The organism is Flavobacterium marginilacus (genome assembly GCF_026870155.1).
In the GTDB taxonomy this organism is placed as follows: Bacteria; Bacteroidota; Bacteroidia; order Flavobacteriales; family Flavobacteriaceae; genus Flavobacterium; species Flavobacterium marginilacus.
On the sequence record NZ_CP113975.1, the window covers coordinates 2,643,126 to 2,668,070 of the forward strand.

At 30.0% G+C, this 24,945-nt stretch carries 20 protein-coding genes; 15 read left to right on the plus strand and 5 right to left on the minus strand.

Going from position 1 to position 24,945, the window contains the following annotated elements; translation table 11 throughout:
• Positions 1 to 82: 82 nt before the first annotated feature.
• From lpxA to OZP07_RS11430, 5 genes are all read right to left on the minus strand, one after another.
• Complete coding sequence (lpxA, locus tag OZP07_RS11410) at positions 83 to 868, minus strand: acyl-ACP--UDP-N-acetylglucosamine O-acyltransferase (protein WP_100430762.1); 786 nt, start codon at positions 866 to 868, stop codon at positions 83 to 85.
• A gap of 70 nt (positions 869 to 938) precedes the next feature.
• A complete protein-coding gene (locus tag OZP07_RS11415; protein WP_194640713.1) occupies positions 939 to 2,327 on the minus strand; it encodes a bifunctional UDP-3-O-[3-hydroxymyristoyl] N-acetylglucosamine deacetylase/3-hydroxyacyl-ACP dehydratase in 1,389 nt (462 codons plus the stop codon).
• Positions 2,320 to 3,363, minus strand: a complete 1,044-nt coding sequence (lpxD, locus tag OZP07_RS11420) for a UDP-3-O-(3-hydroxymyristoyl)glucosamine N-acyltransferase (RefSeq protein ID WP_194640677.1) — start codon at positions 3,361 to 3,363, stop codon at positions 2,320 to 2,322. The genes OZP07_RS11415 and lpxD overlap by 8 nt, the downstream gene beginning before the upstream one ends.
• A gap of 131 nt (positions 3,364 to 3,494) precedes the next feature.
• Positions 3,495 to 4,724, minus strand: a complete 1,230-nt coding sequence (locus tag OZP07_RS11425; RefSeq protein ID WP_281638431.1) for an HD domain-containing protein — start codon at positions 4,722 to 4,724, stop codon at positions 3,495 to 3,497.
• Positions 4,725 to 5,185: 461 nt separating this feature from the next.
• Entirely contained in the window at positions 5,186 to 6,157 is a 972-nt protein-coding gene (locus OZP07_RS11430; protein WP_281638432.1) for a GntR family transcriptional regulator, read from the minus strand.
• Positions 6,158 to 7,332: 1,175 nt separating this feature from the next.
• Here OZP07_RS11430 and OZP07_RS11435 point away from each other — a divergent pair.
• From OZP07_RS11435 to OZP07_RS11505, 15 genes are all read left to right on the plus strand, one after another.
• Positions 7,333 to 7,659, plus strand: coding sequence for a hypothetical protein (locus OZP07_RS11435; protein WP_281638433.1), 327 nt, complete (start codon positions 7,333 to 7,335; stop codon positions 7,657 to 7,659).
• 257 nt (positions 7,660 to 7,916) lie between these two features.
• The gene (locus tag OZP07_RS11440; protein WP_281638434.1) at positions 7,917 to 9,890 is read left to right on the plus strand and encodes an adenylate/guanylate cyclase domain-containing protein; all 1,974 of its coding nucleotides are present in this window, start codon (positions 7,917 to 7,919) and stop codon (positions 9,888 to 9,890) included.
• Positions 9,891 to 10,250: 360 nt separating this feature from the next.
• Complete coding sequence (locus OZP07_RS11445; RefSeq protein ID WP_121323112.1) at positions 10,251 to 10,586, plus strand: NHLP leader peptide family RiPP precursor; 336 nt, start codon at positions 10,251 to 10,253, stop codon at positions 10,584 to 10,586.
• A gap of 111 nt (positions 10,587 to 10,697) precedes the next feature.
• Positions 10,698 to 11,024, plus strand: coding sequence for a hypothetical protein (locus tag OZP07_RS11450; RefSeq protein ID WP_281638435.1), 327 nt, complete (start codon positions 10,698 to 10,700; stop codon positions 11,022 to 11,024).
• Positions 11,025 to 11,110: 86 nt separating this feature from the next.
• Complete coding sequence (locus OZP07_RS11455) at positions 11,111 to 11,446, plus strand: hypothetical protein (protein WP_281638436.1); 336 nt, start codon at positions 11,111 to 11,113, stop codon at positions 11,444 to 11,446.
• A gap of 85 nt (positions 11,447 to 11,531) precedes the next feature.
• Positions 11,532 to 11,867 (plus strand): hypothetical protein, encoded by a 336-nt coding sequence (locus OZP07_RS11460; RefSeq protein ID WP_281638437.1) that lies wholly within the window; start codon positions 11,532 to 11,534, stop codon positions 11,865 to 11,867.
• Positions 11,868 to 12,027: 160 nt separating this feature from the next.
• Complete coding sequence (lanM, locus tag OZP07_RS11465; protein WP_281638438.1) at positions 12,028 to 13,500, plus strand: type 2 lanthipeptide synthetase LanM; 1,473 nt, start codon at positions 12,028 to 12,030, stop codon at positions 13,498 to 13,500.
• 21 nt (positions 13,501 to 13,521) lie between these two features.
• On the plus strand, positions 13,522 to 15,786 hold the full coding sequence (locus OZP07_RS11470; RefSeq protein WP_281638439.1) for an alpha/beta hydrolase family protein: 2,265 nt from the start codon (positions 13,522 to 13,524) through the stop codon (positions 15,784 to 15,786).
• A gap of 854 nt (positions 15,787 to 16,640) precedes the next feature.
• Positions 16,641 to 18,695: a tetratricopeptide repeat-containing sensor histidine kinase gene (locus OZP07_RS11475; protein WP_281635179.1), complete on the plus strand. Its 2,055-nt coding sequence runs from the start codon at positions 16,641 to 16,643 to the stop codon at positions 18,693 to 18,695.
• 6 nt (positions 18,696 to 18,701) lie between these two features.
• Positions 18,702 to 19,364, plus strand: a complete 663-nt coding sequence (locus OZP07_RS11480; protein WP_281635180.1) for a helix-turn-helix domain-containing protein — start codon at positions 18,702 to 18,704, stop codon at positions 19,362 to 19,364.
• 1,319 nt (positions 19,365 to 20,683) lie between these two features.
• Positions 20,684 to 21,337 carry a helix-turn-helix transcriptional regulator gene (locus OZP07_RS11485; RefSeq protein WP_281635181.1) on the plus strand — a complete coding sequence of 218 codons (654 nt, stop codon included), beginning with the start codon at positions 20,684 to 20,686 and terminating at the stop codon, positions 21,335 to 21,337.
• Positions 21,338 to 21,365: 28 nt separating this feature from the next.
• Positions 21,366 to 21,494: a hypothetical protein gene (locus OZP07_RS11490; RefSeq protein ID WP_281635182.1), complete on the plus strand. Its 129-nt coding sequence runs from the start codon at positions 21,366 to 21,368 to the stop codon at positions 21,492 to 21,494.
• Between the two features lie 53 nt (positions 21,495 to 21,547).
• On the plus strand, positions 21,548 to 22,087 hold the full coding sequence (locus OZP07_RS11495; RefSeq protein ID WP_281635183.1) for a cyclic nucleotide-binding domain-containing protein: 540 nt from the start codon (positions 21,548 to 21,550) through the stop codon (positions 22,085 to 22,087).
• A 39-nt stretch (positions 22,088 to 22,126) separates the two neighbouring features.
• A complete protein-coding gene (locus tag OZP07_RS11500) occupies positions 22,127 to 23,662 on the plus strand; it encodes a TolC family protein (protein ID WP_281635184.1) in 1,536 nt (511 codons plus the stop codon).
• A 14-nt stretch (positions 23,663 to 23,676) separates the two neighbouring features.
• Complete coding sequence (locus OZP07_RS11505; RefSeq protein WP_281635185.1) at positions 23,677 to 24,939, plus strand: NHLP bacteriocin system secretion protein; 1,263 nt, start codon at positions 23,677 to 23,679, stop codon at positions 24,937 to 24,939.
• Positions 24,940 to 24,945: the final 6 nt, after the last annotated feature.

Genomic DNA, 24,945 nt, shown 5'->3' on the forward strand with positions numbered 1-24,945 from the left:
TTGTTAATTCGTTTTTTTTGTTAATCTTTTATTTATTTGCCGATTAAACGATTTGATAAATAAACGATTAACCGACTTTTTTTTAATAATTTCCAGTGTATCCTTTCATAACGCCACGAGATGAATTTCGGATAAAATCTAATATTTCATCACGTTCAGTCGTAGCTTCCATTTCGGCTTCAATAATACCGATTGCCTGAGTTGTATTGTAGTTCTTTTGATAAAGAATGCGGTATATGTCCTGGATTTCTCTTATTTTTTCTGTTGAGAATCCTCTTCTTCTTAGTCCTATGGAATTGATTCCTACATATGATAAAGGCTCTTTTGCTGCTTTTGTATAAGGAGGAACATCTTTTCTTAATAAAGATCCTCCGGAAATCATAGCGTGATCTCCAACACTTATGAATTGATGAACAGCTGAAAGACCTCCGATAACTGCGTAATTTCCAATTGTAACGTGACCTCCAAGTAAAACACCGTTTACAATGATTGCGTTGTCACCTACATGACAGTCGTGAGCAATATGCGCGGCAGCCATAATCAGGCAGTTGTTTCCGATAGTGGTCTGTCCAGAAGCTATAGTTCCTCTGTTTATGGTAACACATTCTCTGATAGTACAGTTATCACCTATAATGGCTAGAGAGTCTTCTCCGCCAAATTTTAAATCCTGCGGTACAGCAGCAATTACTGCCCCAGGGAAAATGTTACAATTTTTGCCAATTCGTGCGCCTTCCATTATAGTAACATTAGAACCTATCCAAGTTCCGTCTCCGATAATAACATTGTTATGTATCGTTGTAAAAGGTTCAATTACAACATTTTTGGCGATTTTTGCACCTGGATGAACGTATGCTAACGGTTGATTCATATATTTTGTTTAGTCGTTTAACTTGCTGATTGATTAATCGGATAAACGATTAATCAAATCAGCAAAAAAATTATTGTTTTCTGGCAATCTGTGCCATTAGTTCGGCTTGAGCTACTAATCGCCCATTTGCGTATGCATTTGCCTGCATGTGACAGATTCCTCTGCGTATTGGAGTTATCAGATCACATTTAAAAATAAGTGTATCTCCAGGTAATACTTTTTGTTTGAATTTTACATTATCAATTTTCATGAAAAAAGTCAGATAATTTTCTGGGTCTGGAACTGTGCTTAAGACTAGGATACCTCCTGTCTGCGCCATTGCTTCTACAATCAGTACTCCTGGCATTACCGGTGCATTAGGAAAGTGTCCAACAAAGAAATTTTCATTCATTGTAACATTTTTCATTCCTACTACGTGGCTGTCAGACATTTCGATAATTCTGTCAATCAGTAAAAACGGAGGTCTATGCGGTAACATAGCCATAATTTTATGAATATCCATCAAAGGCTCCTGATTCAAATCATAAGTTGGAACATAATTTCTTTGTTCGTTTTTGATGATTTTTGACATTTTTTTTGCAAATTGAGTATTTACAAAATGTCCAGGTTTATTAGCGATGATTTTTCCTTGAATTTTTGTTCCGATTAAAGCTAAATCACCAATTACATCTAATAATTTATGTCTTGCAGCTTCGTTTGGATAATGCAGTGTAAGATTATCTAAGATACCATTTGGTTTTACAGTAATCTCGTCTTTGCCAAAGGCTTTTTTCAGGCTTTCCATTGTAGACTCCGAAATATCTTTATCTACATATACAATGGCATTATTTAAATCACCGCCTTTAATCAATCCGTTTTCTAATAAAGCTTCTAGTTCATGCAGAAAACTAAATGTTCTTGCATTAGAAATTTCATTTTTGAAATCGTCAATTGTTTTTAAAGTGGCATTTTGTGTTCCTAATATTTTTGTACCAAAATCAACCATAGTCGTTACACTGTAATGATCACTCGGCATTACCATAATTTCACTTCCGGAAGCTTCATCAGTAAATGAAATTACTTCTTTAACTACATATATATTACGGTTTAATTCCTGTTCTTCAATACCTGCTTGATCAATTGCTTCCATGAAAAATTTTGAAGAGCCGTCCATAATTGGAAGTTCAGAAGCATCTAACTCGATGATAATATTATCCAGATCAGAACCCATCAAGGCTGCCAAAACATGCTCAGGTGTCTGAATTTTTACACCCAATTTTTCTAAATTAGTACCGCGTTGTGTATTAACTACATAATTAGCATCAGCTTCAATAACAGGATGTCCTTCAAGATCTACACGAACAAATGTAAATCCATTGTTTACTGGAGCAGGTTTAAAAGTCATTTTTACTTCTTTTCCAGTATGCAGTCCAACTCCTGTCAGCGAAATTTCTGTTTTGATGGTCTTTTGTTTAACCATTGTTTCCATTTTTTTGGTTTAATATTTGTTTTTTTAACTCTTCTATTTCTTTTACCATTTTAGGTAAATTCTTAAAATAAACATACGATTTACTAAAATCAGAATATCCAAATGTTGGGCTTCCCTGAAGAACTTCGTTGTCTTTTATATTACTTGCTACTCCGGACTGAGCCTGAATACGGACGTTATTTCCTATTGTTAAATGCCCTACAATCCCTACCTGACCTCCTATCATACAGTTGCCTCCTACTTTTGTAGAACCGGCTATTCCTGTTTGAGCAGCAATAACTGTGTTGTTACCGATTTCGACATTATGGGCAATCTGTACTTGGTTGTCTATTTTTACACCAGCTCTGATAACAGTAGATCCTAATGTTGCCCTGTCTATAGTAGAATTGGCACCAATATCCACATTGTCTTCAATAATTACATTTCCTATCTGCGGAATTTTATCATAAGTGCCGTCTTCGTTTGGAGCATAGCCAAAACCGTCAGCACCTATAATTGCTCCTGAATGAATGGTGCAGTTATTTCCAATTACAGTTTCTGAATAAATTTTAGAGCCAGCGAAAATAATCACATTGTTTCCAATAGAGACATTGTCTCCAATGAAACTCCCAGGATATATTTTTACATTATTCCCCAATTTCACATTGTCGCTTATGTAGCTAAAACTTCCTAAATATAGATTTTCGCCATAAACAGCACTTTCAGAAATAAAGGAAGGTGTTTCGATACCGTTTTTATTTAATTTTACCTGATTGTAAAATTCAAGCAGTTTCGAAAATGCCTTATAAGCATCTGCTACTTTTATAAGTGTTGTACTTATTGGAGTTTCGGGAACAAAAGAATCATTAACAATCGTAATTGATGCTTTTGTGGTATAAATAAAGTTTGTGTATTTTGGATTGGATAAAAAAGTAAGTGAGCCTTCTGTTCCTTCTTCGATCTTGGATAAACGGGATACTTCAGCATTGGCATTACCAACAATCTCTCCTTCTAAAATCCCTGCTATTTGTTCAGCTGTAAATTTCATCTTATTGTATTGTATTTTTAAAAAGTATAAGATGGAACAGACTAAAAGTTAGTTCTCACACTATATAATAAAAATAGATTAGCTTGATTCATGGCGACAAAAATATGAAAAATAGGTTTTAAATGTTAATTTTAAAGCAGTTGTTTTGGAAAACAAATGTAATACTTAGTTATCAGTCTTGATAACGACTTCAAATTCAGCTGGTCAGATGCCTCTACAACATCTTCGATAGTAGCATCTTTATTTAAAATCCTTATAGGTTCAGCTAGTTTGTTATATGCCTGGCTTTTTATTTTTCCTTTAAATATGAAATAGCCTGCCTCAGTCAAAGAAATTTTATTTTGAGAAGCGAAACGCTCTTTCTGGTCCTGTAATTCTTCGAGTGACACTTTATCATTGGTTAATTTGATTTTTAATAAATCTCTATTGATAATCATTCGGCTCAATGAAGAGAGTATAAAATCATCATGGCTTTCCCATTCTTTTAAAGCACTGATAATATCAAAATCATCAAGTTTGGTAAAGAGTTTTACTGTTTTTTGATCAAAAGTTTCTAAGGTTACCTTGTTTTGCATAAAAAATAATAATGACTTACTGCAGGGCAAAACCATTCCTCTTTCGGTCAGTTCTTTGGCACGTTTCAGTACTTTGGTCAATATCAATTCGGCTGCTAGACTGGTTTTGTGTAAATAAACCTGCCAATACATCAATCGTCTTGACATTAAAAACTTTTCGACTGAGTATATTCCTTTTTCTTCAATAACCAGAACATCATCTACAACATTCATCATCTGAATCAATCTTTCGGAATTAATATTTCCTTCTGAAACCCCAGAATAAAAACTATCCCTTTTTAAATAATCCATTCGGTCCATATCAAGCTGGCTTGAAATCAGCTGCAGCATGAATTTTCGATGATATTCTCCCTTAAAAACCTGAATAGCCAGACTCAATTTACCACTGAATTCAATATTGAGCTGATTCATTAATAATAAGGATATTTCCTCGTGATGAACATCTTCGACAATACTGCTTTCCATGGCATGAGAAAATGGACCATGACCAATATCATGCAGTAAAATAGCTATGTATAAAGCATTCTCTTCCTCAGGGCTGACGTTTACTTCTTTAAAACGGAGAACATCGACAGCTTTCTGCATTAAGTGCATGCATCCCAGCGCATGATGGAAACGAGTGTGATTAGCTCCCGGATATACGAGATAAGACAATCCCATTTGTGAAATACGTCTCAGCCTTTGAAAATAAGGGTGCTGAACTAAATCGTAAATTAAAGGATTGGGTATTGTGATAAATCCATAAATTGGATCATTGAATATTTTGAGTTTATTTATTTGAGACACTGTCAGATGATTTAAGGAAAACAAATATAGTCAAAATAGTATATAGTATTAGGAATCGAATCACGGCATTCGCTTTTAAAAGTTTCTGACACGAATTACACTAATCTGCACGAATTAAGATTGCTGTTTAATTACACAAAATATTCGAAACTGTAAAAGTTGTAAAATTTGATTTCAATTTTGATAAGAATTAGTGTTAATTGGTGAAATTCGTGTTTATCTTTTTTTAAATGCGAATGCCGTGGAATCGAATTTGTGATCTAAGTGCAAAAGCTTTGTTACTTGTCTTCTGCTTGTCAAGATTACAAATTTTATACCAAAAGAAGTTTCTGCATAATTCTTCTTTAACTTTCTGATATGTTATTTTAAATTAAAAATCATTTTGAAGTATATTGTTGTACTGTCTGTGTCGTATGGAAACTGCTTCTATTGCAATACAATTGTAAATCAGTTTTTAGGGATCATAATGAACTGCGTTCAATATATTTAAACTCATTTTTAATTATTTCTTTTTTATTCGATAATATCAGATCAGCAGTAAGCACACCCATCGCTTTAAAGTCAGTGCTGATAACGGTTATGTCAAGCAATGATTTCAACGGAGTTTCATTGTATGAAACGACACCTACATCCTTACCTAGTACAAGATGTTTGGCTTTGGTCTGCTGGACTAAATCAACCAAATCCGATTCCTCAATTACTATGTAAGCATCTTTGCTTTCAAAACTTATACAATCATCAATGGTATCTATAACCTCAAAATTAAAATTGTAAGAACTACAGAATGCTTTAAATCCAGTTATGATAGGTTCTGGATATGGAAATACAGCATTTTTCGGGTATATTAAAATGATCTTATCGTACTTTTCAAGTTTATCTGAAGCTTGTTCCAATGCATGGAAAATATCATTTTTAAAGTCCTGACATACTGCACCATAATTTCCAGTAATCCCCTCTTTTACGGTATCCAGTAAAATTAGCTTGTCTTTGGGCATATTTTGAAGCGCTTCAAAGGCTTTATCTGTATAACTGACATGATTGTTGCTTTCGTTTTTAAAATGTGGCATAATTACGTAGTAATCAAACATGCCCAAACTTTTTTTTAGTCCATCAATAAAAAGATTTTCATCACAATAATAAAAAGATACTGCGATATTACCTTTGTCCCCTATTGTATCTACAAAAGCATTACATATCTCCATCTTGTAAGAACTTGGTTTATTAATAAGGAAAAAGATATTGAGTTTATCTGAGGATTTTTTTATATTGATAAAATTACCAACGCCTTTAACGGAAATAATTAGATTTTTATTCCGCAAATATTTATAAGCCTTTTGAATTGTATCGCGCGACAGAGAGCTTGAATGGCTTAACTCATTAATTGAAGGTATTTGATGGCCTGCTTCCAGTGTTCCTGAATTTATATCATTCATGATACATTCTGCTACCTGCTTGTATTTTGGCACGCTTGAACGTGAACTGACGTTTAGTTTTAACTTTTGATGCTGCATTTACACTTGTAATCTTAATAATGCTTTAATCCTTGAAATAAGAGAAGATTTTAATACTCTTATATGTTTTTAACAATATTGAGCATAATCTAAAGCTTTTAAATTTTATTTATTTTAAAGCATGTTAAATCTGCTAAATAATGGTTCAAAAATAATAAAATTCTAGTCTCAAAATATAACCTTGGTTATTTATAATCAATAAGGCTAGTCTTTAATTATTGCTGATTTTAATTGAATTGAATGGCTGCTTATTTTTTTTACATAAGAATTTATCTGATCGTTTGATTTGGTAATTGTCGAATGCTTCTGCGGAATTTTTCAATCCTATAAATAAAAGCGTTCAGATCAAAGTTCAGAGGTGTACGAAATGTTGAATATTTTCTTTTTAGGCTAACTAATATTTATGCGTAATTTTTGCTAATCCACAGATTTACGACTTGATCCCCGTTTTGTTACGTTACTAAGTCTCAATATCAGGGTTAAAAAAGGCTGTCCTTACTTTTTGGACAGCCTCCTCTTTGTCTTTCTGTGGGCTGTCAGGGACTGCAATAGAATACTTGATCCTATTTTGATTTTTTTTGATAATATAAAGGAAACTATTTTATGAAGCAAAAAGTACATTAACGTTTCGGATTTAACTTAGAGTTGCGTGTCAAAGGGGCTAAGATCTCTCTATTAAGATAGAATATCTTAGTGAAAACCAAAGGCAATTTACAGAAATCTCCTGATTGTGGTTACGGGCTGTTAAGCCTGATTCTTATGAAATTTCTGCTCTTTTACTTGTGGATTGGTAAGTAAACTACATTTACTTTGAAATGTTTTGACAAAAATGTTTACTATTTGAGGTTTTATTTTTTCAGAATCTTCAGTATCAATTTCATACAACACCCCATCATGTAATGGAATTAACAATCTCTTTTTTTTGATCTTTTAAAATGTTTCAATGATAGCTTTCTTGAAAATATAAGATGCATTTGATTGTATAATTCCATAAAATTATCTTAAAATAAATTATTTTGTCAGCGCATTTGGCAATTCTATACCTAAAAATGACGCTAATTTCCCTAATGTAAAATCTAATTAAATACATACGAAAAATGGAATTAACTAATGACCAAAAAATTTTAGATGTACTTGTTAAAAAAGCATGGAAAGATCCAACTTTTAAGAACGATTTAATAACTAGACCCGTCGCAACTATAGAAAATTTCTTAGGCCGTCCAATTCATCTGCCTGAAGGTAAAAGTATTACCTTTGTTGACCAAACAGACTCTTCAACCATTTTTATTAATATTCCTGCTGAAATCAATATGGAGGATGTGGAATTGAGTGAAGAACAGCTTGATACAGTTTCTGGCGGAGATGGAGATATAACCCCGCCAATAATTATTAAGCCTACTAATTCTTCTAGCACTATCTTTTAATAAAATTTAAGTTATAGGTAATTTAAAGATTAAAAAACGTACCTGTTCTCCATTTGAATATGTACGTTTTGATATTTAGAGCCTGTTTAAGTTTTATTTATTGGCTCTCTTATGATGATTTTTTGTTACAACTTCGTTAAATTTTCATACAATAGCTCTGCTATTTTATAAAAATTTGCCTTGTTTCACTCAAAAATCCTCTAATAATAAATCTCAAAAATAAAATTTAAACAGGCTCTTATTAAAACAACATATTCATGAGAACGAGCATAAATACCGTTTTCTCTATATTTCTATTATTGAATGTAATATCGTTTTTTGGACAATCAAAAATAGAGAGAAAAGAAATCGTGACAAGTAAAAATAGTAAGGATGCAGATTCCATTCTCAATTTAGGTATGAAAAGTCAGGATGCTGGGAATTATGCGCAGTCACTATTGTATTTTGATAAAAGCCTAATCTTGTATAATTCTTTAGGTAAAAGCCGAAAAGTAGGTGATTGCTATAGTTATAAAGCAGTAACTTATTATTATCAGGGAGATTATTCAAATGCTCTAATCTTTTTTAAAAAAAGTACTGAAGAATATAAAAAAACAAAATATAGAAAAGGAATTTCTTCAATATTAAATAATATAGGAGGTGTTTATTATTATTTAGGAAATTATTTAAATGCTTTAAACTATTACAAACAAGCTATTGTTATTCAAGAAGAATTAAACGATACGAAAATGATTGCGGCAACTTCACAAAATATTGGGGGCATATATTCACAAGTTGAAGATTACACAAATGCATTGAAATACTATGATAGATCGTATTTAATTTATAAAAAAAGTACAGATATAAAAGCTATTTCTCAAAATTTAAATGCTTCTGGGATAGTATATGTAAAATTAGGTAATTACACAAAAGCTCAAAAAAATCTTAACCAAGCGCTAGTTAATGCAGATAAAATAAATGATAAACAATTAAAAATCGAAGTATTATCTAGTTTAGGAGAATTGTTTTTTAGACAATCTAATTTTGAGAGAGCATTATATTACTATAATCTGTCACTTGAATATTCTACTAAAATTAATAGTCTTCAATATATAAGTATTACAGAAGTTGCCCTTGGCAAAATATTGAATAAGTTAAATAAAAACAAACAAGCAATTACAAAATGTTTAAAAGGATATAATAATGCTGAAAAAATAGGCGCTACATCGGTTAAAAAAGATGCTTGTGATTGTCTTTATAATGCTTATAAGTTTACTAAAAACGACAAATTGGCTCTGTATTTTTATGAAAAATCAATTAATTTCAAGGACAGCTTAAAATCTGGAGAAACTTCTAATAAAATGATGAATATGGAGTTTCAACATCAACAATTACTAGATAGTATATCTCATGTAAGGAAAGAACATGTTATTGAAACCAAACATAAAGAAGAAGTTCAAAAAAAGGAAAGACAGCAAAATATTATTATTATCTCTCTGTGTTTTATAGTTCTTATAGCTTTAGGATTATGGAATAGATTAAACTACACACGAAAGTCTAAAATAGCTTTAAAAATAGAAAAGGATCTATCCGATGAACTATTACTAAATATATTACCTGAGGAAATAGCACAAGAACTAAAACAAAAAGGTTTTGTTAATGCGCGAAATTTCACTTTAGTTTCGGTACTTTTTTCAGATTTTAAATGCTTTACTCAAACCGCTGAGAAAATGTCTCCTCAAAATTTAGTAGAAGAAATAAATACCTGTTTCAAAGCTTTTGATTTAATCACTGAAAAATACAATATAGAGAAAATTAAAACAATTGGAGATTCTTATATGGCAGCTGGTGGTATCCCAAAACCAGATAAAGAATCTTTAAAAAATATTGTATTGGCAGGATTAGAAATGCAGGATTTTATGGCTGAAAGAAAAATTAACAATGACGCCAATAATAATCCTGCTTTTGAGATGCGATTAGGTATTCACGCAGGCCCAATAGTTGCGGGAATTGTAGGGGTTAAAAAATTCCAATATGATGTTTGGGGAGATACTGTGAATACTGCAAGCCGAATAGAAAGCAACGGAATTGTAGGTAAAGTTAACATCAGTGAATCGCTTTATCATCTCATAAAAAATGAAGAATGCTTTAGGTTTGAATATCGAGGAAGTATTCAAGCAAAGGGAAAGGGAGAACTAAAGATGTATTTCGTGGAAAGAAACCCTCATATTCTAAATAATTTACAATATTAATAATCTTTACTTTAAAATTATATTTTACCAGTTTATTTGGCAATTTCATCACAAACCAACGGGTTAATTTTACATTAACAAAAAGAGCGGTTATGAAGCTAAAGCAAAAATAAAGTTCTTGATTTATGATTTTTAAAGAATACAGCCAGAATATTTTTTGTCAGTTTATTTGGCAATTTCATAACAAACTGACTCACTAATTTTACATTAATAATGAGATCGGTTTAAGATGCAAACGTAAAATAAAACTTATGATCTATGATTTTTAAAGATTACAACTAGAATGTTTTTTTGACGGTTTATTTGGCAATTTAGTCATTAATAGATCAACTAATTTTACATTAATTAAGAGATTGAATCATGGAACAAAGAAAAAATAAAGAAGAAGTTTTACGATTGATAATTTCAAAAGCATGGGAAGATATTGAGTTTAGAAAAAAATTAATATCTGATCCAATAATAGCAATTGAAAATCTTACAGGAGCAAAAATCATATTGCCAGAAGGTAAAACACTAGTGGTGAATGATCAGACGGATAAATCAAAGGTGTACATGAATATTCCGAGTGAACCCGATATTGAGGATATTGAACTTACAGAAGATCAATTAGAAATTATCGCAGGAGGAGGACAAACGGTATGGACAGATTTGTTAAATAACTTGTTCCCAACAATTAGAGATTTTATAAAAATTTAAATAATTATTAAATTAAAATAGTGGTGTAGTTAAAAACAATTTAAGAATTATTTATTAAAAGCAGTGAAGGATTTAATAAGTAAACAAATAACATTTAAAACATTTAAAATCATGAACAATTCAGAAAAAATTAGAAAAAATCTAATTAACAATCAAGCATTTTTGTATTCAGTTGTAGCAAAAGCTAATCAAGATTCATCATTTAAAGCTAGTTTATTAGCTGATTCAGAAAAAACACTTAAAGCATTTAATCCAAAATTTAATGTTCCAAGTGGATATGAACTTATCGTTGAGGATCAACCAGAATTAAATACTATTTATGTTGATCTTATCAAAACTAGTAATGTTGAACTTACTGAGCAAGAGTTAGAGCTAGTTGCTGGAGGAGCATTAGAAGCAGCTGGTTCAAATGGTTGTATTTGTATTATTACTTGGTAATAAGAAATTCTAATTTCAATAAAATAAGTTGTTTTGATAAAAAACATATAAAAATTAATTAATAATCATTTAAAACATTTAAAATCATGAACAATTCAGAAAAAATCAGAAAAAATCTAGTTAACAATCAAGCTTTTTTGTATTCAGTTGTAGCAAAAGCTAATCAAGATTCATCTTTTAAAGCTAGTTTATTAGCTGATTCAGAAAAAACACTTAAAGCATTTAATCCAAAATTTAATGTTCCAAGTGGATATGAACTTATCGTTGAGGATCAACCAGAATTAAATACTATTTATGTTGATCTTATCAAAACTAGTAATGTTGAACTTACTGAGCAAGAGTTAGAGCTGGTTGCTGGAGGAGCAGCAACAGCATTAGAAGCAGCTGGTTCAAATGGTTGTATTTGTATTATTACTTGGTAATAAAAAATTCTAATTTCAATAAAATAAGTTGTTTTGATAAAAAACACATAAAATTAATTAATAATCATTTAAAATATTTAAAATTATGAGTAATTCAGAAAAAATAAGAAAAAATCTAGTTAACAATCAAGCATTTTTGTATTCAGTTGTAGCAAAAGCTAATCAAGATTCATCATTTAAAGCTAGTTTATTAGCTGATTCAGAAAAAACACTTAAAGCATTTAATCCAAAATTTAATGTTCCAAGTGGATATGAACTTATCGTTGAGGATCAACCAGAATTAAATACTATTTATGTTGATCTTATCAAAACTAGTAATGTTGAACTTACTGAGCAAGAGTTAGAGCTGGTTGCTGGAGGAGCAGCAACAGCATTAGAAGCAGCTGGTTCAAATGGTTGTATTTGTATTATTACTTGGTAATAATAAAGATATTAAGAAAACTATAATCATAAAATGCAACCATTTTTTTCTTTGGTTGCATTTTATTTTTCTGCCCACTGATTAATTTTTAGATTTAATAACTATTAGTGGTGTAATCCTTTATAAATTATTAATGCAAAATCTTTAATCTACTAATACAATGGATAATCTTACAATATTAGAATCTCTGCAGCAAACAGAAATTAAAAATAAAGTTACAAATTTTCTATGTTCTGTTAATGAGAATGTGTTGGTAGAACATCTTACATCCAGTAGGATCAAACAAACTAACTTTTCTTTTGATGAATATTTCAAAAAGCTGGAGGAAAGTAATTGGCAGGATATTAGAGAACAATTTCCTGTAATGGACGAAAATTTTATGTTTCACAAAAAAAATATAGAGAGTTTATTTTATGATATAACAAATTCTTTTTATGAAGATAAAATTTTTCTTCAGGAAAAAAGTATCATTCAGGATCAATATTTAGAAGATATAAATATTGGTGAAGGAGATCAGCATAATGGAAAATCAACTGCAATATTAATATTATCAGAAAATCAAAAATTAATTTTCAAACCTACAGATGCTGGAATTTCAGAATCATATTTCATACTTTTGGATTGGGTTGGTCAGCATTTGGATATGGGTAATAGTATGTATCAAATTCACAATAAAAAAAATTACCATTGGCAAGAATTTGTCTCTGAACAACATTGCAATACTTCAAAAGATTTACAAACCTACTACAAAAGAGCGGGATATTTGTTAGGTATTTTGTATGTAATTAATGCTACAGATTACCATGCAGAAAATCTTATTGCTCATGGAGACACTCCTGTACTGATAGATCACGAAACAGTTATTTTACCCAAAATATCTACTCATTTCAAAGAGTACTACAGACAATTTAATGAGGGGAAAAAAGATACGGTTCTCAATACTTTTTTACTTCCTAATAATGGAGCTAAAGGAGATTTTCCGGTAGGAGCATGTGGTTTAGGATGTTCTAAAGAAACCCACGGTTACAGAGATAAAAAATTAGGGGTTAACCGTTTTACTAAATATTGGAGAATGGTTACCAAGTTAGCAGAAGAAGATTATATCAAATGTAATGTACCTACGTTAAATGGTAAAAAGGTTTTTGTAGAAGAGTACTTGGAAGACTTCATAAGCGGATTTGAAGGCTGCTATCAATTATTATTAAAAAACAAGGATTTTTTATTATCTAAAGATTCTCCTATACAACATTTTAATAATGTACCAATACGATATATTTGGCGATCTACTAGCGCATATCGAATAATTATCAATTTTATGAAGGAGCCTAGAAACCTGATAGATAAAACACAGTATGAATATAAAGTAAGAAAATATTTATCTGTAGCTTATAACGATTTTCCACAAAATTCTCCCTTGCTAAAAATTTTAGAACACGAAATAACTCAAGTATTAAGGGGCGACATTCCTTACTTTGAGGTAAATTCTTCATCCAGGGATTTGAAAACGGAATTTGGAACAATTAAAGATTTTTTCGAACTCAATGCGGTAGAAAATATAGAAAGAAAATTAAAAAAACTTTCATTAGAAGATCAGGAATTCCAAAAAGCAATAATTCTGGAAAGTCTTACATAAGGACCAATAATCAACTACTACATGAAACTAATCTTATTTATTTTACTTTTTAGTATGAGCATTTATGGTTTTGCACAAGAGTTTACCGGTGACTGGAAAGGCACAATAGATAGGCGGGGTAACAAATTGGATTTAATTTTCCATATAGTAAATGACAGGGGCAAATTAGCTACTACCTTAGACCTTCCTATACAAGAAAAAAAAGGGATTTTGTTTGACAATACCGTAATCAATGCCAAGGAAATCACTATTTCTTCCAGTAAAATGAGTATAACTTATGTGGGTGTACTTGAAAATGACCAGTTGGTTGGATCTTACAAACAATCCGGAATGGAATCGCCTTTGACCTTATCTAAACTTGAAAACAAATTACCAGGAAATAAAGCTTTGCCTAGTTCTGAAGAAGAGTTACAAGCATTAGCTGCAAAAGACAATGGTAACTACAAATACAAAGTAGAAGATTATTTTGCTAAGCCAAAAGCATCTTCTTTTCAGCTTTCTCCTGATGGAAAATATATGTCTTATCAAGAAAAAGATGCCAATCTTAAAAATCACGTGTATGTAAAAAATATAAAAACACGAGAAGTAAAAAGAGTGATAGAAGAAAAAGGAGAATTGATCCGCAGATATGCTTGGGTAAACAACAATCATTTAATTTACATAATGGATAAAGGCGGAAACGAAAATTATCACTTGTTTTCTGTAAAAATTGATGGTAGTGCTAATAAAGAGCTGACTCCGTTTGATGGTGTAAAAGCAGATATTTTAGCCCTTCTTAAAGAAGATCCTGACCATATCATTATTTCAATGAACAAAAATAAACCTCAAATTTCTGATCCTTATCAATTAAATATCGTAACTGGAGAATTTCAGCAACTCTATAAAAATGAAAATGTTGAAACCCCAATTGTAGATTATGATTTTGACAAAGACGGAAATTTAAGAGGTTATACAAAAATTAAAGATGGCGTTATTACGCAATACTTTTACACAAAAGACGGAGGTGAAACCTTTAGCCTAATAAAGGAATATGGGATGGAAGATACCTTTGAGGTTTTGCAGTATAACTATTCTTCTAAAAATCCTGATGATGCTTATGTTTTAACAAATTTGGAGTCTGACAAAGCTGAAATTCAATTATATGATTTAAAATTAAATAAACCCATTAAATCAATTTTCTCAAATGATGATTATGACGTCAGTGATATAAGTTTATCCAGAAAAAGAGGCTATGAAATAGATTGCTTTATTTACGAAGGTGATAAAAAAGAGATTGTTCCTCAAAGTAAATTCTTTAAAAATTTAGATCAAAATATAAGAAAACAATTTACGGGTTACCAATATAGAATCATTGGTGTAACGGACGATGAATCAATGTATTTAGTTGTTGTTACAAGCGATAAAGTGGTCGGGAAATATTATACGTATGATCCCGAAAAAAACGAATTCAGCTTTCTGTATGATTTAATGCCTCAATTGAAAGAGGAAGATATGGCAGAGATGCGCCCAATCATCTTTAAAAGCAGAGACGGAAAAACGATACATGGCTATATTACATTACCAAAAGCAACATCAGAAGTTAAAAAATTCCCTTTAATTGTAAATCCACACGGTGGTCCGCAAGGTGTTAGAGATCATTGGAGTTTTAATCCGGAAACTCAATTGTTTGCTAGCAGGGGCTATGCTACTTTACAGGTCAATTTCAGAATTTCTGGCGGGTATGGAAAAGAATTCTTTAAGTCAGGTTTTAAACAAATTGGAAGAAAACTGATGGACGATGTGGAAGATGGTTTGCAATATGTAATTAATGAAGGTCTTGTCGATAAAACTAAAGTTGCTATTTATGGAGCAAGTCATGGTGGTTATGCTGTTTTGAGAGGGATGGAAAAAACCCCGGATTTATATGTTTGTGGTGTCGATTACTGTGGAGTCTCCAATATTTTTACTTTTATGAGTTCTATACCGGCTTATTGGAAACCTTACATAAAAATTATTAAAGGCTATTGGTATGATGTTGATGATCCAGAAGAGAAAATAATTGCCCAAGAAGTTTCTCCTGTTTTTCATATTGATAAAATTAAAAAGCCATTATTTGTGATACAGGGAGGAAACGATCCCAGAGTAAACATAAACGAGTCAGACCAAATAGTTGAAGCACTACGTAAAAAAGGATTTGTTGTTCCTTATATGGTAAAATATGATGAAGGACACGGATTTCACAAAGAAAAAAATCAAATAGAATTGTACCAAACAATGCTGGGTTTTTTAATCGAAAATTTAAAATAATTAAACATTGCCAAAAAAATATTAGAAAGATAGTATCTCTTGTGACTTTATAATAATAAGATTTCCTTTTCATGATTAAAAAAGGAAATCTTATTATTACATACATTGTATCTGAATAAATATATAAAATTCCTATTTACTTTTTGGCAATTTTCTATTGTCATCGTGTTCCTTTATCATCTTTATTATTATTTTGGCGCTGCTTTATTATAAGATGAGGTAGAAAAAAACTTCTAAATTACTACTACTACTACTACTACTACTACTACTACTACTACTACTACTACTACTACTACTACTATAAAAGAGAATGTAATATTACTAATGAAATGATTCCGTTTTATTGGTGATTTAGCAATTCAAAGCGAAACTCTTATCGCAAGATGATTCTGTTTTTAACTGAAATCGTCAGATTATTTTCAAAAAGACAAACCATTAAAAGTAAGAATTTTAACATTTTTTACACTTTTAGTCTAAAATCAAATCCTAAAAACGATATAGATTTGTCATGTAATATTACAAGTACAAGGAATTCCTGAAAAGCATTTTTTTAATAATCCAACGACTATTATAAAGCTGTTGCTCAAACAAATATTTTCTAACAAAACCAAAAACGTCATGAAACATTTTTATTATATTATCGCGATTATATCATTACTAGCCACTTTAAACTCTTGTACTGCAGACGAAATAGAAACTGACAAACCTAAAGTTCAAGCTGAAGTTGACCCAAATAATTCTGGCAGCATAATCCCACCAAAAAAATAACCTTTTTAATTTTTTTAGTATTATTTTTTTTGCATATTAAAAAGTCTGAAAAAATGTACTTTTACACTTATTTTAATTAAAAACGATTGAAACAATTTACAACAATATTTATTTTTAGTATTTTTTTTATTGGATGCGAGCGTAAAAATCAAAATTCTTACACTTCAAATGCTAATAATTTAGATTCGTTGATTTCAACTTCTACATATAAAAACATAACTAAAGAAGAAAGGTTAGAAAAGGCGTTATTAGCTTCTGAAATTATTCAAAATAATGACACTTTAGTGATATCATCTGACTATTATTTTGAATTGGCAGATTCATTTTTTCAACTTGGCGAGACTGAGAAATGTATACACTTACTGCAAAAGCTGTATCGAAAATCAATTTTATTAAATGATAACGAAGGTATTCAGAATGCAAGTTACAGTATTGCAATTGTTTATAATAAAGAAACAAAATATGATTCGGCTTATTATTACTTTACAAAATCAGAGAAAATCCATTTAAAAAAAAAGAATGATAATTTATTGGGTAATTTAAAGATATGGAAAGCAGAAATATTATCTTTTAAAAATGACTATGTAGGAGCTGAAAAATTAGCGATTGAAGCATTAAAACTGGGTATTGAAAAAGATAACAACCTGCTGATTTACAATTGTTATCTCACTTTAGGAAGTACACTTGTGGGGCTAGATAATTATGAAAAAGCTGTAGATTATTATAATAAAGCTATTAGAATTTGTGAAAAATTAAAAACAAATTCTAATTATTTATCTTACAAATGCCAGCCCTACAATCATATTGCTAATATATATGTAAAAACTCAAAAATATAAAAAAGCTATTGCATTTGCAGAACAAGGGTTAGCTATAGCAGATTTCAAAAAAATAGATCCTCCTATTTATTGTTATCTTACTAATAAACTGGCTTATTCTAAATTTAAACTGGGTAACAAATCGTCATTAAAACAATTTGAAGAAAATTTAAAAATGGGTAAAAGTATTAGTAACATTCCCGTTCAAATTACTTCCAAAACTTATTTAGGTGAATATCATTTAAATCAAAAAAACAATTTAAGAGCCAACTACTATTTAAAGGATGCGCAATTACAAGCACATAAAAATAATCTTTTTGAAGACGAACTCAGAATTCTTAAATTATTATCTTCAGCAAATCCTCAAAAAAAATTCTATTATACGAATAAATACATACATCTTAATGATAGTCTTCAAGATGTAGAACGTACTTCTCGTAATAAATATGCCCGTATAGAGTTTGAAACCGACCAAATAATCCAAGAAAAAAAAATAGTTGAGAATAAAAAAAATGAAATCTCTAAACAATTTATTCTATATGCTGTCATAAGTAGCTTAGCTTTATTATTATTATCAATTATTTTATATCACAAAAACAAGAATATCAAACTTGAAAAATTGTTTCGCAAACAAGAACAAGCTCTAAACGATTCGCAAATTTATAATTTAATGCTTTCAAATCAGCAAAAGATGGAAGAAGGCAGGCTTATTGAAAAACAACGAATTTCTAGAGATCTCCATGATGGGATAATTGGGAAATTGTCAGCAATACGTATGAACTTATACGAAATAAAACACAGTCAATCGCCGGAATCGATAAAAAAGCATTTAGAACATATTGCTTGTATGAAAGATATTGAGGAAGAAATTAGGAATCTAACACACGAACTAAACACTACAGTTTTTTCAGGTTCTGATGATTTTGAAGCCATTATTAAAGCGTTATTTAGTGAGTTAAATATTAATCCATTAGCTAAAATAAGCATAGAAGTTGACCCGAGAATAGTATGGTCAGTTATTGATAAAAATGTAAAAATGAATCTTTACAGAATTTTTCAAGAAGCATTACAGAACATTAATAAATATGCAGATGCTAATTTAATAACGATTGCAATTGCTAAAAATGAAACAAGTATAAGTATTCAAATTGCAGATAATGGTAAAGGTTTTGATGTAACGCATACAAAAAAAGGAATTGGATTAAAAAATATGAATCATCGCACAATGGAGCTTAAGGGACAATTCTCTATAGAATCGAAACAAAATATAGGAACAAAAATAAATTTGTCAATTCCAATAGAATTTAATAGCTTTGAGTTTTAAATACTAATGACAAGAAAAATACTAATAGTTGAAGACCATCCTTCAATGATTACTGGATATCAAACTATTCTGTCTCACAATAACTTAGGACATCAGTTAGAGTTCTATTCTGCAAACAATTGTAAAGCTGCTTACGATTTTATTTCAAATGAAATTCAATCAATTCCTTTTGATTTGGTAATGCTAGATTATAGTTTACCATCTTTTCCCGAAAAGGACATTTTTGATGGTGGTGATTTAGCACTTTTGGTTCATGAGTTTATTCCTACTGCAAAAACATTAATTATAACTTCGCATTTTGAAAGTGTTATTTTGTACAATATTTATCAAAAAACACATGTCAACGGAATTATGGTCAAAACTGATTTCGACGATGAAGAATTGTTGCTGGCTTATGAAAAAGTCATGACTGGTGAAAACTATTTTAGTAAAACTGCCAAAAAAGCGAAAACGGAACGTTTGTTAGCCGAAGGTCATTTTGATACTATTGATCGCCAAATTATAACACTTATTTCCAATGGATGTCAAATAAAAACCATTGCAAGTACTATAAAAGTTTCGGAAGATACTGTTAAAAAACGCAAAAGTAAGATAAAGGATATTTTAGGTATTGATAAAGGCAATGACGAAGATATTTTGCGTGAGTGTAGATTATTACGAATGATATAGAAAAAGTTAAATGTTTTTTTTTGTTATATAATTACGTCATTCTACAAGGATAAAATTTATTATAAACACTTTTATGCTGTCTACTTAAAAGTACGTAAATGTTTAGCTAGCTGCTAAATTTATTGATTACAGAACTTGATACAGACAAACCTTTTCTATTTGAAAAAACTTTATTTCACAACAAATCATACGGAGATTAATCCTTTTAGCTACAAAAAAAGGTTGCAATGTTTAAGAAGAAGCAATAAAAATCGGGATGCATAATCTTAATCTCTCCTTCTTTTATCTGGATAGAAAACTCTTTTTTTCAACAGACTTATGCTAAATTAATTGCAAATGACTATAGGTTTAGATATTTTTATCTTTGGTTTCAGATAAATTTTCATTGTTGATATAGCTTCTCAAGATTATTATGCAAATCCTTTAGCGATGATCATTTTTTTTTTGAAATTATTTTCTTATATATTTGAAATTTGGTATTTCTCTTTTAGATGTTTTTCGTCATAAAAGATGCTATAAGATTACTTTTTTGATTTGCTTCACAATTTATATTTTGGGTATATTCATATCTAATATTTGTATTAGTCCCCTCTTTTACTATTAAAAAAAATCGTTGCCTAATGCTAATTTACATTGGTCTATTTATTCTTATATAATTTTTGTGGTGCCGATATAGTCTTGGTATATGTTTTTTATTAAATAAATTATGATTTTTTGTAACCATTTAGTTTGTTAAAGATTTGTTTTTACTGATTTTAAGATTAATAAATATGAATTATTTATATTTAAATTTACGGATGTAAAGCTGAATTTTTTTTTTACTCTTTGTAAAAAAACTAAAAAGAGCCAGAATGATATCATTGTGACTTTGCAGTGTTTTTTTATGACTAAATATGTACTTTTCTCTTCTTTATAAAAACGACCTAAATAACTTTAAACATCACTACAGATTGAAGTAATACGAGGTTTTTTTCTTGTAAGTTGACCGATTTCATAGATGTTCACTCCCATACATCGAGCTGAATAGTTAGTAATTTTTAACTTTTTTTACACTTAAAGTGTAAAAAAACAAAAAAATCTTACAGTAGTTTTGACATATCAAATTGCTTTAGAATTATTTATAACTAAAATTTTAGAGTTTAGAAAAGCTGATAAAACAGAATGATAATTTAAGTAATAAAAGCGTATAAGTCGTTTTAAGAATCTGTTTTTGAGAGTCTTGAAAATAAAAATCAAATGACTTTAAATCTGCTTAAAAAGATATTAGTACTCGATTTTTGAAAATTAGTAATCAATAGAATTAATTACCATTACAAATCATGAATACAACAGCAAAGAAAACTGCAATAGATTGGTCTTCACCAGATATTTTAAATCATTTATTCTCACATATAAAGAGTCCATTAGATTCTATTATTACAGCTAGTACAGCTGGCACACCTGGGAACGAGATTAAAAATGAGATTATTTTTTCTAGCAGTAATGAAATTAATGATCTTATAGAGGAAATATTAAATGAAATGAAATCTAAATCAGTAAGCTTAACAATACGAAGTCGGCCTGATATTTTTGAGATTTATGAATCAAATAAGAATGTTCAGCATTTATGCTCAAATAAGATCACTCCTGAAAAAGTTACAAAAAACGACCAAAATTGGTTAATAAACTTAGAGAAAGAAATTTATAATTCCATTTCTAAGGATGATCTTGATTTGTATTATTTATCGTGTAAAATGGCTGTAAGTGAAAGACAGCTTCATAGAAAAATTGCAAATTTAGTTTACTTAACTCCTAATAAATACATACGCATACTAAGGCTGCATAAAGCAAAGCAACTAATAGATAACTATATTCAAGATTCCATTTCTCAAGTTTCTTATTCTGTTGGATATAATGATTCTCATTATTTTTCAAAATTGTTCAGTAATCAATATGATATATCCCCCAAAGCATTAATAAACTCACTAGCCTAAAAGAGTCTGATAAAAAAGTATTAATTAAATGCAGAATTTCTTTAAATCCACTTTAAAAGATTTTGAATTAAACGAAAATAATTTAGGCTGTATTAATGTAACGTTGTTGAGCAGTGTACAATTATTACTGATTATCAAAGGCTGTAAGATTCTTTAATGAATTTTTAAATAAAGCATAATTAAATAACCATAACCTTAAAAATATATATTATGAAACGAGTGCTTTTTTTCTTAGGTCAATTAGATGACAGAGATGTGGAATGGATGATCCAGAATGGACAAAAAATAGAATTAAAAACTGGCGAGAAACTGATCCAGAAAGGAAATTATGTTGATAGTTTATTCATTTTACTATCAGGTCAATTGTCAATTTTTTCAGATGAGACTGGTGGTGAAGAAATTGCGCTGCTGGGAGCTGGAGAAGTTGTAGGTGAAATGTCTTTTTTAGAATCTAGGCCTCCTTCGGTTTCTGTCATTTCAAAAAATGCATCCGTTGTCTATAAAATATCTCGTAATGCAATAGACTCAAGGCTTTCTTCAAATCCAGATTTTAAAGCTAATTTTTATTACTCATTGGCATTATTTCTTTCTAATAGATTAAGAAAAACAACAGATCGTTTAGGATATGGGGTTCCTGAAGAAGAGGATTTAATTGATACAAAAGTATTAGATGTGCTTTCTCAAGCTGGTGCTCGTTTTAGTCAAATATTAAATAAATTTTCCGAGGTTAAATTAAGCGTTAATTATTAAGGTTCAAATATGAGGAGTTACTTTTTGTTTTATATTTTATTGACTACAAGTAATATTTTATATTGTCAGTCTAAAATTAAATGTGATTTAATAGAGGTCTCAAGTATTGCATTTAATAAAAATCCAACGATAAAAAGCGCTAATTACTCTATCCAAAATGCCGAAGCTAATTTTCAACTTCAAAAAAGTATATTTGATTTTAACTTAAATTCAGAAATTGCATATAAAAATGATAAATACAATCTTTTTGATGCCGATTCTAGAAATAAATACGTCGATAAAGCCCTAAAAAATAATTCATTTGATGTTTCAACGGGCTTACAAAAAACATTACGTTCCGGACAAATAGTAAATGTAAGTTTAAATTATAATTATAATAATAGTAATTATCCCTATAATTCCTTTGCTGAATATGTTGGCGCTTTTTATGGTAATCATTCTAGCAATGTTAATCTTACATTAACCCAGCCTCTTTTAAGAGGAAGAGGAGGAAAGGTAACTACAGCATCAGAAAAAGCATCAGTTTTTTATATCAATAAAAGTAAACATGATTATGAATTTGCAAATTCTTATGAAATTGAGCAAATTGGTATTGCCTATTGGAGTTACTATACTGCATATAAGAGTTTATCCATTTATATTCAAAATGAAAATAGGGTAAGAGAAGTGTTAAATATGACTATTGAGCTTGTAAAAGCTGATAAAAAACCACAAAGTGATTTAGATCAGGTTAATGCCGATTTAAGTAATCAAGAAAGGCTAACCGCTCTTGCAAAACAAGATCTATTTAATGCAAGATTAAATTTAGGACGAGTTATTGGTCTAAGCGATGACGAAAGTCAAAGATTGGATACCCCTATTAATGACTTTCCAACTATTTCAGAATCTGGATATTATAGTGATATTGATAAAAATGCACTTATTAAAATTGCTAAGAATAATAGAGGTGACGTAAAGGCAATTGGAGAAGAATATAAAGCAATAGAGCTTCAATACCTATTAGCAGCAAACAATCTAGAGCCTCAATTAAATTTAGTAGCATTTGCTTTTTATGGAAGTGCAAGCATTGGGAATGGTCTTGATAAATCTTGGTCTTCTCTTACTAACAATCAAGGTCAGGATATTGGAGCTGGAGCTAAACTAATATTCTCTTTTCCACTCAATAACAATCTGGCAAAAGGGAATTATTCAAGAAGTAAAATCGCTTTACAAAATCAATCCACAATAAATGAAAACACTAATAGAAATATTGAATTGAATATTGATTTAGCAGTTAATAATTTGATTAATAGCGTTTTGGTTCTTATAAAATCAAAGGAAGCTTTTGATTTTTCTCAAAATGCTTTTAATAATGAACAGATAAAGTTTCAATCAGGTTTAACTACTCTCTTAAATTTAATGATATTTCAAGAAAGGCTTACTTCTTCAGAATTACAGAATTTAAACGCACAGCAGCAGTTTTCAAATGCAATCATAATTCTTAGACATGAAACAGGAACTCTTATTTATAAAGAAGATCTTGGGTTTAAGATTACTCAAAATGCATTTTATACTATTCCTAATACGGAAAATTAAAAACATATAAAATTATGTCAGCACCTTTTTTTAGAAAATCGGCATTAGAGAAACTTTCTACTCCAGAAAAACTAGATCAATTGATTAAGGTTACTGGCACAAAAGCCTGGATAGCTCTAATTACAATTGCGGTCGCAATTTTTACAGCATTAATATGGTCATTTATGGGTACCGTAAAAACAAAATTAGATGTAGTTGGGGTTGTATTAGGTGGTGACGTTCATGAGGTAGTAGCTACTGCACAAGGACAATTAGTGGAGTTAAAAGCAGCTATCGGTAATAAAGTCAAAAAAGGAGATATTATAGCTACAATACGACAACCGGAACTATTTCAGCAAATAGAAGATGCAAAAGTGATATTGTCAGACAGAAAATTTGAAATGGAAAAGTTATTGTCTTACGGAAATCAAGGTGCTCAATTACAAGGTAAAATAATTATTCAGTCACGCATAAGTGTTACAGGCGAAATCGAATCAGAAAAAAAGAAGATCGTATTTCTGAATAATCAATTGGAATCAGAGAATGTACTACTTGAAAAAAGTTTAATAACTAAATCGCAAGTTGCAAATACAAAACAGCAGATTGAGGCTTCAAAAAACACAATCGAAAGATTAAAAGGACAAATCGCAGAAACATCCCGTCAACAAAATGATTTGATATTTGATATACAGCAGAAAGTTACATTACAAAGACAGAGAATTGCAGAAGCTGAAAGAAATCTTCAGTTTTTAACTGAAAAATATGACAATCAAAGAAATGTGAAAAGTCCTTATGATGGAGAAGTAGTTGAAGTTTTAACCGATGCTGGAATTGTAGTATCAGCTGGATCTCCATTATTTAAACTTAAGAATACATTTAACACAAAACAGTCACAGCTAAGAGGAATTCTATATATTCCTTCAAAAGATGGAAAAAAAATTAAAAAAGGAATGGAAGCTTTAATTGTTCCTTCGACTGTGCAGCCTGAAGAATATGGTTTTATAAAAGGGAAAGTAACTTATGTGTCTGATTTTCCGATAACCCAGCAAGGAATGCTAACCTCTGTTAAAAATGATCAGCTTACAAAGCAGCTTTTAGTAGGTGGCCCTTTGTTTGAAGTTTATGTCGATTTTGAAAAGGACCCTGTATCGTATAGTGGTTATAAATGGACTTCTGCTAAAGGACCCGATATTTTTCTGAAAGAAGGGACATCATGTTTGGGTAAAATTACTATCAAACGTGAGCCTCCTGTAACACTAGTTGTTCCTGCATTTAAGAAATTTTTTGACCTATATTGATCTATC

Excerpts from the sequence above, each read along its gene's own strand:
- lpxA (WP_100430762.1), bottom strand. The coding sequence starts at position 868 with ATGAATCAACCGTTAGCATACGTTCATCCAGGTGCAAAAATCGCCAAA.
- OZP07_RS11415 (WP_194640713.1), bottom strand. The coding sequence starts at position 2,327 with ATGGTTAAACAAAAGACCATCAAAACAGAAATTTCGCTGACAGGAGTT.
- lpxD (WP_194640677.1), bottom strand. The coding sequence starts at position 3,363 with ATGAAATTTACAGCTGAACAAATAGCAGGGATTTTAGAAGGAGAGATT.
- OZP07_RS11430 (WP_281638432.1), bottom strand. The coding sequence starts at position 6,157 with ATGAATGATATAAATTCAGGAACACTGGAAGCAGGCCATCAAATACCT.
- OZP07_RS11435 (WP_281638433.1), top strand. The coding sequence starts at position 7,333 with ATGGAATTAACTAATGACCAAAAAATTTTAGATGTACTTGTTAAAAAA.
- OZP07_RS11440 (WP_281638434.1), top strand. The coding sequence starts at position 7,917 with ATGAGAACGAGCATAAATACCGTTTTCTCTATATTTCTATTATTGAAT.
- OZP07_RS11445 (WP_121323112.1), top strand. The coding sequence starts at position 10,251 with ATGGAACAAAGAAAAAATAAAGAAGAAGTTTTACGATTGATAATTTCA.
- OZP07_RS11450 (WP_281638435.1), top strand. The coding sequence starts at position 10,698 with ATGAACAATTCAGAAAAAATTAGAAAAAATCTAATTAACAATCAAGCA.
- OZP07_RS11455 (WP_281638436.1), top strand. The coding sequence starts at position 11,111 with ATGAACAATTCAGAAAAAATCAGAAAAAATCTAGTTAACAATCAAGCT.
- OZP07_RS11460 (WP_281638437.1), top strand. The coding sequence starts at position 11,532 with ATGAGTAATTCAGAAAAAATAAGAAAAAATCTAGTTAACAATCAAGCA.
- lanM (WP_281638438.1), top strand. The coding sequence starts at position 12,028 with ATGGATAATCTTACAATATTAGAATCTCTGCAGCAAACAGAAATTAAA.
- OZP07_RS11470 (WP_281638439.1), top strand. The coding sequence starts at position 13,522 with ATGAAACTAATCTTATTTATTTTACTTTTTAGTATGAGCATTTATGGT.
- OZP07_RS11480 (WP_281635180.1), top strand. The coding sequence starts at position 18,702 with ATGACAAGAAAAATACTAATAGTTGAAGACCATCCTTCAATGATTACT.
- OZP07_RS11485 (WP_281635181.1), top strand. The coding sequence starts at position 20,684 with ATGAATACAACAGCAAAGAAAACTGCAATAGATTGGTCTTCACCAGAT.
- OZP07_RS11490 (WP_281635182.1), top strand. The coding sequence starts at position 21,366 with ATGCAGAATTTCTTTAAATCCACTTTAAAAGATTTTGAATTAAACGAA.
- OZP07_RS11495 (WP_281635183.1), top strand. The coding sequence starts at position 21,548 with ATGAAACGAGTGCTTTTTTTCTTAGGTCAATTAGATGACAGAGATGTG.
- OZP07_RS11505 (WP_281635185.1), top strand. The coding sequence starts at position 23,677 with ATGTCAGCACCTTTTTTTAGAAAATCGGCATTAGAGAAACTTTCTACT.